Raw genomic sequence first — 12,799 nt, forward strand, 5'->3', positions numbered from 1 at the left:
TTCCGCAAAATGATAGAGGATGAAACGAAAGGAGAAAACAAAATGAACAGAGGACGTTTAATTCTGACCAACATTATCGGTTTGATTGTTGTTCTTGCAATTATAGCTGGAGGTGCTTACTACTATTATCAAAGCACTAACTACGTAAAAACAGATGAAGCAAAAGTAGCCGGCGATATGGCTGCTATTACTGCTCCAGCAGCAGGTAAAGTATCTGACTGGGATCTGGACGAAGGAAAAACAGTGAAAAAAGGCGACACAGTTGCAAAAATCAAAGGTGAACAAACTGTTGATGTAAAATCCATTATGGATGGAACAATTGTGAAAAACGAAGTGAAAAACGGACAAACCGTACAAGCTGGTACAACAATTGCACAAACGATTGACATGGACAACCTATACATCACAGCAAATATTAAAGAAACAGATATTGCGGATATTGAAGTAGGAAATAGTGTAGACGTAGTAGTTGACGGAGACCCTGATACAACATTTGACGGTACTGTAGAAGAAATTGGATATGCGACTAACTCAACTTTTGATATGCTTCCTTCTACAAATTCAAGCGGAAACTACACAAAAGTAACACAAAAAATTCCAGTGAAAATTTCAATCAAAAACCCATCTGATAAGGTGCTTCCTGGTATGAATGCATCTGTTAAAATTTCTGAGTAAAACAGATCAGTCATCAAACCATGAAAGGAGGTTGTCTTAGATGGCTACAGGCAAAGAAAAAAATGCAAAAAGCCCTATGTCATTGCTGATTGTGCTAATGGCGGGTTTATTTTTGGCAATTCTCAACCAAACATTGCTTAACGTTGCAATGCCGCATTTAATGACTGAATTTGGCGTAAGTGCAACGACGATTCAGTGGCTGACAACAGGTTACATGCTTGTTAACGGCGTATTGATTCCGTTATCTGCCTTCCTGATTACACGGTTTGGCCAACGGAGTCTCTTTCTCGTTGCGATGTTCTGTTTTACGCTCGGTACGTTAGTCTGCGGTATCGCACCTAACTTCTCTACAATGCTGATCGGCCGTTTGATTCAGGCCGTGGGCGGAGGTATCTTGCAGCCGCTCGTTATGACAACCATTCTGTTAATTTTCCCGCCTGAAAGCAGGGGGAAAGGAATGGGGATTTTCGGGCTTGCGATGATGTTTGCTCCAGCGGTCGGCCCGACTCTTTCCGGGTGGATTATTGAGCATTATACATGGCGCATTATGTTTTACGGACTTGTGCCAATCGGCGCAATTGTTATCATTGTGGCTTTCTTCATCTTTAAAAATATGGTGGAGCCGCAAAAAATCAAACTCGATACTCTGGGAGCCATTCTCTCGATTGTCGGATTCGCCTCCTTATTATACGGAGTCAGTGAAGCCGGATCTGACGGCTGGACCGACCCGATTGTACTGTCTACAGTTATTATCGGCGTCATTGCAATTGTTGCTTTTGTTGTTCAGCAATTGCGCCATGATGATCCGATGCTTGATTTCAGAGTGTTTAAATATGACATTTTCTCACTCTCAAGTGTCATTAATATCATTATTACAGTGGCACTTTACACAGGTATGTTTCTTTTACCGATCTATCTGCAAAACCTGGTCGGCTTTACGGCACTTCAATCCGGTCTGCTTCTGCTTCCGGGTGCGATTGTCATGCTGATTATGTCACCGATCTCAGGTATTTTGTTCGATAAATTCGGACCGAGACCGCTTGCGATTATCGGGCTTCTTGTGACAGTGGTAACAACTTATCAATACACGCAATTGACAATTGATACACCATATACGCACATCATGCTGATCTATTCAATCCGTGCATTTGGTATGTCTCTCTTAATGATGCCAGTCATGACAGCCGGGATGAACCAGCTTCCTGCCCGTCTGAACAGCCACGGAACGGCGATGAGCAACACGCTTCGCCAAATCAGCGGATCAATCGGTACAAGTTTAATTACGACGATTTATACAAACCGGACGACATTCCATTATTCACAAATTGCAGATAAAACGAGCACGGCGGACCCGAACTTCCTCCATGCGTTCCAAAATGCAGTTTCGAATTTAATGGTGAATATGAATGTGTCTTATGATACAGCGAAAACGTATGTGTACTCACATATTTATAAACACGCGTCACTCGATTCCAATGTCATGGGGATAAATGATGCCTTTATGTGGGCAACCTTATTCTGTGTAGCAGGTTTGATTTTAAGTATCTTCCTGCGTGACGTCAGAAAAGATAAATTGCGTAAGAAGAAAAAAGAGGAGCTTTCATTACTTCCTGCTCCTAAAGAAGCTAAGGAATCTTAATCTGTACAGGGAGGTTTCCTGAATGAAAATTTATGTAGTGTATGATAGTGAAGGCGAACATACTAAAGTGCTTGCAGAAGCGATTGCTGACGGCGCGAGAGAAAACGACGCGGCTGAAGTGTTCATCGACCATGTAGACCAGGCGGATATCCGCAAGCTTAAAGATATGGATGCGATTATTTGGGGATGCCCAGGGCATTTCGGAACAATCAGCTCCGGTCTTAAAACTTGGATCGACAGACTTGGCTACTTGTGGGCTGAAGGCGAGCTGATCAACAAAGTCGGTGCTGTCTTCTGCACAACGGCAACAACACACGGCGGCTTGGAAATGACAATGCACAATTTAATCACGCCGATGTTTCACCAAGGCATGATCGTTGTCGGACTGCCTGGCAACGTTCCTGAAAACGCACTTTATGGCTCTTATTACGGAGCAGGTGTCACTTGTCCGGTAGACAGTGATGAGTTAATGTCTGAGGAAGGTATTCAGCTTGGACGCGCGTTGGGAAGACGTGTCAGCCAAGTTACAGGAAACCTAACAGCAGGACAGTAAGGAGAGGTTGAAATGGCCATTATTATAGCAATAATTGCTGCTGTCATTGTCATTGCGGCCCTTATTACATTTAACGTCCGCAACGCCTCACCTGGACCTGAGAAGCAAGAAGCAACTGATAGAATCGCACCTCCAGAAGAGGAAAAAAACGAAGCGCATTACCCTGCTGAAGCAAGGGCTGCCGAGCATACGCCATCCGTTGTCAAAAACGATTCTCCAAAAGAGAAGCGTGACACAATGGGTGATGATATTTACAGGCAGGCGCTGCAAAAGTTTAAGCATTCTGATGAAGTTCATGCAGAAGAAGAGGTCACTGAGGAAAGTGACAAAATGCAGGACCGCAGCTATCGTGATGCGCTGCTCTCTATGAAAAATAAGAAAAAGTAATGAAAAAGGCAAATCCGTTTACTCATGCGGGTTTGCCTTTTTTGCTGTTTCCATCAATTATGTTTTTATCAAATAAATCCATGGAATATGTTGTATTCCATCTTGATCTAGTGTACTATGTTACTCATACACCGAGGATTTTTTCCGGGAGGTAAAGACATGAATTCTTTTTTAGGTTTATTAAAGAAAGATATCAAGCTTTCAAGAATGTGGCTGCTATTATGGATATGCGGAATCATTTTCTTATTGGGAACAGGCCATATTATAGCTTCTCGCACGAAAGAACCTCTAGTCATTTTTGGTTTTTTTGTTGCAGTTGCTTTTTTTCTGCTTTTCTTATCTCCTGTTTTTGTTTTTTATCACCTTCGCAAGGAAGGGAAATCACAGCTTTGGCTGTACAATCCAAATGGCGGCTTCTGGCTGTTTTCTTCTAAATTGGCAGCATCTTTGCTCTATCAATTTGTGATTCAGTTGGCATTAACAGCCTATGGGATATGGATGTATCATATGCTCTCTGTAAAAAATCTGCTGGAGCATCAAGTTGATATAACGAGTACAGTGGCTTTGCTGAATATGTATGGGCTTATTTCTTCGTTAGATATGTCAGTAACAGTCATCGTGTTTTGGACTGTTTTTCACGCTCTCAGGAATTGGCGCGGAATGCGATGGGCTGCGATGGTTCTGTTGGTCGCAGTGTGGTTATTCTTCGATGAATACATCATAAGCCCTTTGGTTGAATCTCAAAAGCATTTCTGGCCGGTAACAGTCTATTGCAATTTTGATTTCCACTTCCATAACGTTTGGAGATTGGAATTAAAACCTATCCATCTGTCTGTGCTAGGGTTTCCTATTACCTTAGTCATCACGTTCTTGCTGCTCATCATGGCTTCAAAACTGCTTGATCGTAAAGTAGAGGTGTAAATATGGATAATCAATTTCAATCCTCGAAACCGATTTATCTGCAGATCGCTGATCAGATCTTTTATAGGCTGGTCAGGAAGGAGCTGCTCCCAGGAGACAAGCTTCCTTCAGTAAGAGAAATGGCGATTCAAACTAAGGTAAATCCCAATACAATTCAAAGAACTTACAGTGAAATGGAAAGGCTGGGTATTGTGGAGACAAGAAGAGGTCAAGGGACGTTTATTGCGGAAAAAGCTGAAATCGTAGACGAGTTGAAAGAAAGGCTGACACGAGAAGTCCTGGAAGGCTTTGTCAAGCAAATGAAAGAGCTGGGGCTCACGAAAGAGGAAATGGTAGAGGGGATTAAAACATTCACAGAGGGAGGCTAAAATGGAAATCAAGCTAGAACACGTATCAAAAAAATACGGCCGCCATACGGCCGTCAATGATGTGTCATTTACCCTATCATCTGGACGGATTTATGGTCTGATCGGACCGAACGGCAGCGGCAAGTCAACGACCCTGAAAATGATGGCTGGCCTTTTGTTTCCGACTTCAGGGTTTGTAAAAGTAGATGGAAAACAAGCTACGAGAGATATGGTGCGTCAAACGGCTTATCTTACTGAGCTTGATATGTTTTATCCGGATTTCACTGTCAAAGATATGGTGAATTTTTATCAGTCGCAGTTTCCTGATTTTCAAACAGAACAAGCTTATAGGCTATTGAAAGAGATGCAGCTGGATCCGGAAAAAAAGATCAAAAAGCTATCAAAAGGAAATCGGGGCAGGCTGAAAATCGTTCTTGCTTTAGCGAGACAGGCAGACGTCATCTTGCTTGATGAACCTTTTTCGGGGCTTGATCCGATGGTGAGGGACTCCATCGTAAACAGCCTTGTGTCGTACATTGATTTTGAGCAGCAGATTGTCGTGATCGCGACACATGAAATTGATGAAATTGAGACGTTGTTAGACGAAGTCATCATACTCGCAAATGGAGAAAAAGTGGCGCAGCGCGAAGTAGAAGATATTCGTGAACAGGAAGGCATGTCTATTTTGCAATGGTTTAAATCAAAAATGGAAGTTTGCTAGAAAGAGGAGGAATATGATGAAAACAGTGTTGGAATTGAGAAATGTGACAAAAAACATCAGAGGCCGAACGATCATTGATGATCTCAGTTTTACGATTCGTGAAGGTGAAGTATTCGGTTTTTTGGGACCAAACGGAGCTGGGAAAACGACAACCATCCGGATGATGGTAGGCTTAATGAAGCTGTCGAAAGGTGATGTCCTCATTTGCGGTCAATCCATTACGAAAGAATATGCCAAGGCGATTAAGCATATTGGGGCGATCGTAGAGAATCCAGAGCTGTATAAATTTTTGAGCGGATATAAAAATCTCCAGCAATACGCAAGGATGGTCAAGGGTGTCACGAAGGAAAAAATTGATGAAGTTGTTGAGCTGGTTGGTTTAACAGACAGAATCCACGACAAGGTGAAAACATATTCTCTAGGAATGAGACAGCGTCTTGGCTTGGCACAATGCCTTCTGCATGATCCGAAAGTGCTGATCTTGGATGAACCGACAAATGGCCTTGATCCGGCGGGAATCAGGGAAATCAGAGATCATTTAAAGAAGCTGACCCGAGAAAGAGGAATGGCTGTCATCGTTTCAAGCCACCTGCTGTCAGAGATGGAACTGATGTGTGATCGCATTGCGATTCTGCAAAAAGGAAAGCTGATCGATATTCAAAATGTAAAAGATGAAAACATTGATGAGAACGATACATATTTCTTCCAGGTTGAGCAGCCGAATGAAGCAGCTTCCGTGCTAAAACAGTACGATTTAGTGAGTAAGACAAATGGTGTAGAACTCAAACTGGCTAAAGACGAAGTCCCTGCGGTTATTGAATTGCTGGTGATGCAGCAAATCCGCATTTATGAGGTCAAGATTATAACAAAATCATTAGAGGACCGTTTCTTAGAAATGACAGGTGAAACAAAAGAGGAGGTTCAGCATGCTTAATTTGATTTATAATGAGTGGATCAAAATTTTCAGCCGTGCCGGAACATGGGTGATGATCGGAATTCTGGGGCTAACAATGGTTGGATTTGCATTTTTGGCGAATCATTTTTCTGCCGGTGAAGCAAATTCTCATTGGAAACAAGAACTTCAAGCACAAAACGCCGAATTAAAGAAAGAAATCAAAGACGATCCTTCACTGAAAGATGGATATAAAGAAATAATCACACTCAACAACTATCGCATTGAACATAACATCCCAAATGACACGGGCTATACGGTATGGTCTTATGTAACGGATTCAGCAGGTTTTACCATCCTTACCGGACTGTTTACCATTATTATCGCAGCCGGAATTGTCGCGAACGAATTTAATTGGGGAACCATTAAGCTGTTAATGATCCGCCCGCTCAGCCGTTTTCAAATTTTGATGTCAAAATATATTACAGTTCTCCTGTTTGGGTTCCTATTGCTGTTGATTTTATTTATCGGTTCTACTTTGTTAGGGTTGATTTTCTTCGGGACGGGTGGTGAAACCGCCGCGAATATTCATTTAATCTATAAGGATGGCCATGTCATTGAGCAAAACATGATGAGTCATTTGGCTACAACGTATCTTTCTGAATCCGTCTCGGCCTTAATGGTGGCGACGATGGCGTTTATGCTGTCTGCAGTATTCAGAAACAGCTCTCTTGCAGTAGGGTTTTCCATCTTTTTATTGGTTGCCGGTACGACAGCCACTGCATTTATTGCAGCGAAATTTGACTGGGCAAAGTATATATTGTTTGCTAATGTCGATTTAACTCAGTATGTGGATGGCACACCGTTAATAGAAGGGATGACTATGACGTTTTCTATCGTCATGCTTGCGATCTACTTTATCAGTTTCCTGCTGCTTGCTTTTGGAATCTTCATGAAACGGGATATTGCAAACTAATGAAAAAGCTGTTTTGCATAAGCAAAACAGCTTTTTTGTCCAAAATAAAAACTGCAGGTGCAAACCTGCAGTTTTTCATATCAATTTATGCTTACGCTTCTTTAGTAACGTTAGCAGCTTGTGGTCCGCGGTTTCCTTCAACGATTTCAAAAGAAACAGCTTGGCCTTCTTCTAAAGTTTTGAAGCCTTCGCCTTGAATAGCAGAGAAATGAACGAATACATCGTCTTGACCTTCTACTTCGATGAATCCGAAACCTTTTTCAGAGTTGAACCATTTTACTTTACCTTCTAACATGAAATTTCCTCCTAAAGCGATCATAACGCTTAAATTCACTATTCTTGCTCTTAACAAACTTTCAAGACGAAAACTCTTACAAAACTTTCTTCTTAAAGATAGTTCGAACAAAAATAATTACCTTTACTCTACCAGTAATCTTCAGAAAAAACAACTGCTTATTGAAAATTTTTTGGGAAAATACCATATTTATTTTTCAATTTGATATTTATTTACGGAAATTCATCTGCTTTCTCGATATGTGATCATACGTTTGCCTTCGTATGCCTTCATTTTGGGAAGATAATGTCATAGGAATTGACAACCTGATTGGATATGAGTAAGGTAAAAGTTAATCAATATTACAAATGACAACGTTTATCAACTAAGAGAGCGTATGATTTTTTTGTCTGATATTGCTTGCATGCTCTAATACATAGATAGGAGTATGGTCACAATGAAAAAGTGGCTTATATGCAGTTTCGTCCTTGTTCTTTTCGTTTCATTTACTGCATGCTCACCGTCTGCAGAACATGAATCGATAAAAATCGGGATTGCTGAGTCTGACGGGGCAATATGGAACTATATTGCTCAAAAGGCTGAAGAGGCAGGGCTGGATATTCAGCTGATCCCTTTTTCTGATTATGCGGAGTCTGATATCGCACTTGCTAACAAAGAAATTGATGCCAACGCCTTTCAAACCATTTCATATTTTCAATCGTTCACTCAAAAACACAAACTTAAGCTTGCACCGCTCGGTACGACATACATAACGCCTATGGGCATTTATTCAAAACAATATGACAGAATCCAAGATATACCGCGGGGAGCTGTTGTTTCTGTTCCCGATAAAGCGTTCGATTTTGGCAGGGCGCTTACTGTGCTTCAGGAGGCGGGATTGCTAACGTTGAAAAACGGATTTAACGGTACAGGTTCAGTTGATATGATTAAAGATAATCCGAGACACCTGAAATTGAAAGCTGTCCGGCAACAGGATGCAGTGAGCGGTGGGGATGTGTTTGTCATGAAACCATCTGAAGCAAAAAAAGCGGGCCTGAACCCGAAAAAGCATACCATAAAGAGCGGCAGTCTCATGTCGGGGGAAGAGATGAATTTGATTGTTGTCAGAGCGGAGGATCAAGATCGGGAAGCGCTGCAAACCATTCTTGAGCTTTATCAAGCTGATGATACAGCGGCATTTATAGAAAAAGAATATCAGGGAGATCTTGTCCCGGCTTTTCTGCCTTTGAAACGTCTTTCAGATTGGAAGAATGAATTCGAACATTGAATTCATTCTTTTTTTTCTGAAAAACACACTTTGTTCCGTCCCGTCTCTTTCGCTTTGTAAAGCATTTGATCGGCAAGAATGGGCAAGGATCTTGGCCGTTCCGTATTATTGGGGTAATGAGCGGCCCCCAGTGATATCGTAACTGAAAGCTTTTCGCCGTTTTTTAATATAATCGGTTCATGACTGACAGCGCTCCTGATCCGTTCTGCGATTTGGGCTGCTTTATCTAGAGAACAGTTCGGCAGAAGCACGGCAAATTCTTCACCACCGATCCTAGCGGCTGGATCACTATTTCGGATGCTCTGCTTCAGACGTAAGCCCAGCTCTTTGAGCACCTGATCTCCTTCATGATGGCCATATTGGTCGTTGATGGTTTTAAAATGATCGATATCCATATAAATCAGTGCAAATTGAAAATGCGGGGTATCGGCCGCCTGTCGATACAGAGCTTTTGTGATTTCTTCAAACTTTCTTCGGTTATACACGCCTGTTAAAAAGTCAAAGTGCGCTTGAAACTTATATTGTTTATAAAGAAGATGTGCATTTGTTTCATGATCAATAATATATAAACTGAGCATACCGCCCGCTATTGAGATGATCCAAAAATATAAATGAAGTTCATATGAATGTAAGTCTATAAGAAAATAAAAGGCAAAGGAGATCAAGCTATTTGTGATTATTATAAGATAGAAAGCATGTTTTAGTTGAACTTTTTTTCTTCTAGAAACAATGAGTGACGGGATGGCAGCGATACAAATGATAATAACCGAGTAAAGTGCAGATGTGTTCATTGTGATCAGCATGCGGCCAGCAGCGATCATAGCCAGGGCCGTTGCCGTTGAAACCCAGCCTCCATAAAGAGCGGCAATCATAATAGGGATATTTCGAAGATCAATAATTGAATGCTGATAGGTAAATCCAAACACCATCAGAATAACCCCGAGCAAACCGCAGGCCAGTCCTTTAACAGCTTGAAAGGATATGCTGTCTTTTTTATGTACTAACCTTTCTTTAAACAGGTGGGTGAAGAGATAATTAAATGTGATTAAAATCGTCAAGTTTACAAACAGTTCTTTCAGCAAATATTATCACCCTTATATAAGGTACTAAAGATGGAAGGGAAAGAAAAGAAAAAAAAGGCATTATATAAGGTTTTTTTGCTTGAATTGATAAGTTAAAATAATTCGCACTTGACCCATCGGAATTAGTGTAATATAGTAAATGAGAAAATTTGAAGGGAGAGTTTACCTGCTTTGGAGACTTTACTAGTTGTATTACATGTATTTATTTTATTTTTACTTATCTTAGGGCTCTTTGTTATGCAGAAAAAACATGTTTCCTTCTCTAAACGTGTATTTACTGCGCTGGGACTGGGGATTGTATTTGGATTTGCGCTTCAGCTGATTTACGGCCCGACTTCAAATATAGTTATTCAAACAGCTGACTGGTTTAATATTGCCGGGGGCGGATATGTCAAATTGCTTCAAATGGTTGTCATGCCTCTTGTCTTTATTTCGATTCTCGGTGCATTTACAAAGCTGAAACTGACAAAAAATCTCGGGAAAATCAGCGGTTTGATTATCGGGATTTTAGTAGCAACAACAGCTGTTGCAGCAGCTGTCGGTATCGTGTCCGCACTTTCACTTGATTTGCAGGCGATTCAGGTTGACCAAGGAAGTACAGAGCTTTCACGGGGGCAGGAGCTTCAGCAGAAATCAGAGGATATGACAGCGAAAACGCTGCCGCAGCAGATTGTTGAACTGCTGCCTGGAAACCCGTTTTTAGATTTTACGGGAGCTAGACCGACTTCAACGATCGCTGTCGTTATTTTTGCCGCTTTCCTTGGAGTGGCATTCCTCGGCGTAAAAAACAAACAGCCGGAACAGGCAGAAACATTTAAAAAACTGGTTGATGCCGTTTATGCCATTGTCATGCGTGTTGTCACGCTCATTTTGAGACTGACGCCTTATGGGGTGCTGGCTATCATGACAAAAACGATTGCAACGAGTGATCTTGACAGCATTCTAAAACTGGGCATGTTCGTGATTGCTTCATATGCCGCGTTAATCACTATGTTTATCATTCATTTGCTGCTGCTGACGTTCAGCGGATTGAATCCTGTGATTTATTTGAAAAAAGCGCTGCCTGTACTTGTATTTGCATTTACGTCAAGGTCAAGCGCAGGTGCTTTGCCGCTGAATATTAAAACACAGAGAAGCATGGGTGTGCCCGAAGGGATTGCAAACTTTGCCGGTTCGTTCGGCCTTTCGATCGGCCAAAATGGATGTGCGGGCATTTATCCTGCGATGCTGGCGATGATGATTGCCCCGACTGTCGGTCAAAATCCATTCGACCCGGTGTTTATTATCACTGTTATCGCAGTCGTTGCCATCAGCTCCTTCGGTGTTGCCGGAGTCGGCGGCGGAGCGACTTTCGCAGCGCTTCTTGTATTATCATCATTAAACATGCCTGTAGCGCTTGCCGGTTTATTAATCTCAATTGAACCGTTAATTGATATGGGGCGTACTGCTTTGAATGTCAGCGGAAGTATGACATCCGGCCTTATTACAAGTAAGGTCACGAAGGAAATTGATCGAGGTACATTTCATGATCAATCCAGAGTGATTGAAGCTGAAGAAGCGTAACATATGAAAAACGTGTAATCGTCAGGAAGTACACATTAATAAAACCCATGAACCTTGTAATATAAAGGTTTCATGGGTTTCTTTTTTTGTTTTTTTGGGAAGATCAAGCCGGCATTACTGATCAATGGATTGATCTAATTGAAATGAAAATTATATTCATGGTATCTTGAAGACGCTAACTTATCTGAGGCACACACACATAATAGATTCCTTCTTAGAAGGTGAGTTGGCTAATAATCTAATTCAATCGTGCCTGAACATAAAAAGGCGATTACATGTATAGCATCGCAAGTGTATACCCCGCTATGCTGTGATGTCTAATTTTCGGAAACGAATAAAAGAAAAGCGCTCGCCTGTGGTAGATGCATTCCCTTCAATTCTTCATTGAATTAAAAAAGTTCATAATGAACCTCTTTGCATTATTTTTCCATTAACATTGAATACTTTCGATACACTTTATAGAAACTGGCGGCAAAAAGAACAACCATAAGGGCGGGAAGCGACCTCAAAAGAGCAAATGGAGTTTCAAATAAAAATGCTTTCCAAAACCATTCACCTTTCATACTCCAAAGACCTTCAGTTAAATATAAACCTGAATCCTTATAGATCATATAAGAAAAAAACAAACACATGAAACCTAAACCAGAAGAATAATTCATCAATCTTTTATAATAATTACTCTTTGATTGGCGATCCGAGAAGATTTCATTTTGACCATCATCTTCTTTTTGCCAATATCGAATTCCACTAAGCCAGGGGCCATTTATATAAATCCAACCGAAGTCTTCATATATCCCTTTGTAATCTTTGAACTTTTTCTTTGGTAAAATATCTTGGTAATCCAGTCGGATCACATATCTCTTGTCGGTTTTTTCAAAAGTGTATATTCCTAATCCACTAATATTTGTACACCGATAGCCTTTTTGTAATTGCTCGTTCAGCCATTGTTCCTCTTTTTCAATATCAAAAAACATCTTAAATTTCTTCATTCGATTCACTTCCTTCGTACAAGGATAAAATATGCAATAACCTATTTTGTTCCATTTTTAAAATAGCGCTTCCTTCTTCAGTTATCATGTAAACTTTTCTCCGGCCTGACTCTCCGACAGGTTCAATCCAACCATGCTTATTCAAGTTTTCAATCGCACCATATAATGTACCCGCTGCTAAAATAACAGTACCGTTACTTATCTTTTCTATCTTCTGCATTACGGCATAGCCATGGAGCGGCTCGCGCAGAGCTAATAAAATATAATGCATGGTTTCAGACAACGGTAATAATTTGTGTTTCATATCCGCACCCTCTATTCAGTTTGACTATATAGTTCAACTTAATAATAATGTAATACAGTTCAACTGAATAGTCAACAGCATTTTCCAACGCTCGAGTAAATTCTAAATGTTGAGTGTTGAAGCAAGAAACAAAATGAATAGTGTTCTGTCCTTTTCAGCCTTTTGATTAATAATGAATCGATAAAGAT

At 40.9% G+C, this 12,799-nt stretch carries 16 protein-coding genes and 1 pseudogene; 13 read left to right on the plus strand and 4 right to left on the minus strand.

The window, feature by feature from the left end:
• Positions 1-9: 9 nt before the first annotated feature.
• The 10 genes from JQX68_RS05030 to JQX68_RS05075 are packed head-to-tail and all read left to right on the plus strand — an operon-like array spanning position 10 to position 7,111.
• A complete protein-coding gene (locus JQX68_RS05030) occupies positions 10-675 on the plus strand; it encodes a biotin/lipoyl-containing protein (RefSeq protein ID WP_014476241.1) in 666 nt (221 codons plus the stop codon).
• A 40-nt stretch (positions 676-715) separates the two neighbouring features.
• Positions 716-2,314 carry an MFS transporter gene (locus tag JQX68_RS05035; protein WP_014663306.1) on the plus strand — a complete coding sequence of 533 codons (1,599 nt, stop codon included), beginning with the start codon at positions 716-718 and terminating at the stop codon, positions 2,312-2,314.
• 22 nt (positions 2,315-2,336) lie between these two features.
• Positions 2,337-2,867, plus strand: a complete 531-nt coding sequence (locus tag JQX68_RS05040; RefSeq protein WP_134975656.1) for an NAD(P)H-dependent oxidoreductase — start codon at positions 2,337-2,339, stop codon at positions 2,865-2,867.
• 12 nt (positions 2,868-2,879) lie between these two features.
• Entirely contained in the window at positions 2,880-3,254 is a 375-nt protein-coding gene (locus JQX68_RS05045; RefSeq protein WP_003233427.1) for a hypothetical protein, read from the plus strand.
• On the plus strand, positions 3,254-3,409 hold the full coding sequence (locus tag JQX68_RS05050) for a hypothetical protein (RefSeq protein ID WP_003233426.1): 156 nt from the start codon (positions 3,254-3,256) through the stop codon (positions 3,407-3,409). Before JQX68_RS05045 ends, JQX68_RS05050 begins: the two co-directional genes overlap by 1 nt.
• Positions 3,410-3,413: 4 nt before the next feature.
• A complete protein-coding gene (locus tag JQX68_RS05055) occupies positions 3,414-4,175 on the plus strand; it encodes a hypothetical protein (RefSeq protein WP_147771679.1) in 762 nt (253 codons plus the stop codon).
• Positions 4,176-4,177: 2 nt separating this feature from the next.
• Positions 4,178-4,543: a GntR family transcriptional regulator gene (locus tag JQX68_RS05060; protein ID WP_014663310.1), complete on the plus strand. Its 366-nt coding sequence runs from the start codon at positions 4,178-4,180 to the stop codon at positions 4,541-4,543.
• Between the two features lies 1 nt (position 4,544).
• Positions 4,545-5,243 (plus strand): ABC transporter ATP-binding protein, encoded by a 699-nt coding sequence (locus tag JQX68_RS05065; RefSeq protein ID WP_147771680.1) that lies wholly within the window; start codon positions 4,545-4,547, stop codon positions 5,241-5,243.
• 16 nt (positions 5,244-5,259) lie between these two features.
• Positions 5,260-6,177, plus strand: coding sequence for an ABC transporter ATP-binding protein (locus tag JQX68_RS05070; protein ID WP_014663312.1), 918 nt, complete (start codon positions 5,260-5,262; stop codon positions 6,175-6,177).
• Positions 6,170-7,111 carry an ABC transporter permease gene (locus JQX68_RS05075; protein ID WP_147771681.1) on the plus strand — a complete coding sequence of 314 codons (942 nt, stop codon included), beginning with the start codon at positions 6,170-6,172 and terminating at the stop codon, positions 7,109-7,111. The genes JQX68_RS05070 and JQX68_RS05075 overlap by 8 nt, the downstream gene beginning before the upstream one ends.
• Before the next feature lie 91 nt (positions 7,112-7,202).
• Here JQX68_RS05075 and cspB read toward each other — a convergent pair whose 3' ends face one another.
• Positions 7,203-7,406, minus strand: coding sequence for a cold shock-like protein CspB (gene cspB / locus JQX68_RS05080; RefSeq protein WP_003224086.1), 204 nt, complete (start codon positions 7,404-7,406; stop codon positions 7,203-7,205).
• Positions 7,407-7,842: 436 nt separating this feature from the next.
• Between cspB and JQX68_RS05085 the strand changes: the two genes are divergently transcribed.
• Complete coding sequence (locus JQX68_RS05085) at positions 7,843-8,673, plus strand: MetQ/NlpA family ABC transporter substrate-binding protein (RefSeq protein WP_014663315.1); 831 nt, start codon at positions 7,843-7,845, stop codon at positions 8,671-8,673.
• 2 nt (positions 8,674-8,675) lie between these two features.
• Here the strand turns inward: JQX68_RS05085 and dgcK are convergent, their stop codons facing one another.
• On the minus strand, positions 8,676-9,755 hold the full coding sequence (dgcK, locus tag JQX68_RS05090) for a diguanylate cyclase DgcK (RefSeq protein ID WP_014663316.1): 1,080 nt from the start codon (positions 9,753-9,755) through the stop codon (positions 8,676-8,678).
• 171 nt (positions 9,756-9,926) lie between these two features.
• Here dgcK and tcyP point away from each other — a divergent pair, with 171 nt between their 5' ends.
• Together tcyP and JQX68_RS21680 are read left to right on the plus strand one after the other, a co-directional pair.
• On the plus strand, positions 9,927-11,318 hold the full coding sequence (tcyP, locus tag JQX68_RS05095; protein ID WP_069149255.1) for an L-cystine transporter TcyP: 1,392 nt from the start codon (positions 9,927-9,929) through the stop codon (positions 11,316-11,318).
• Positions 11,319-11,410: 92 nt separating this feature from the next.
• Positions 11,411-11,531 (plus strand): annotated as a pseudogene (locus JQX68_RS21680) (hypothetical protein); the annotation flags it as partial.
• Between the two features lie 206 nt (positions 11,532-11,737).
• On the opposite strand, the gene JQX68_RS05100 reads toward JQX68_RS21680, so the two are convergent.
• Positions 11,738-12,307 carry a DUF2812 domain-containing protein gene (locus JQX68_RS05100; RefSeq protein WP_040083628.1) on the minus strand — a complete coding sequence of 190 codons (570 nt, stop codon included), beginning with the start codon at positions 12,305-12,307 and terminating at the stop codon, positions 11,738-11,740.
• The gene (locus tag JQX68_RS05105; protein WP_014663320.1) at positions 12,294-12,611 is read right to left on the minus strand and encodes a PadR family transcriptional regulator; all 318 of its coding nucleotides are present in this window, start codon (positions 12,609-12,611) and stop codon (positions 12,294-12,296) included. Before JQX68_RS05105 ends, JQX68_RS05100 begins: the two co-directional genes overlap by 14 nt.
• Positions 12,612-12,799 lie beyond the last annotated feature (188 nt).

This window comes from Bacillus sp. LJBS06 (assembly GCF_016924995.1).
Taxonomy (GTDB): Bacteria; Bacillota; Bacilli; order Bacillales; family Bacillaceae; genus Bacillus; species Bacillus stercoris.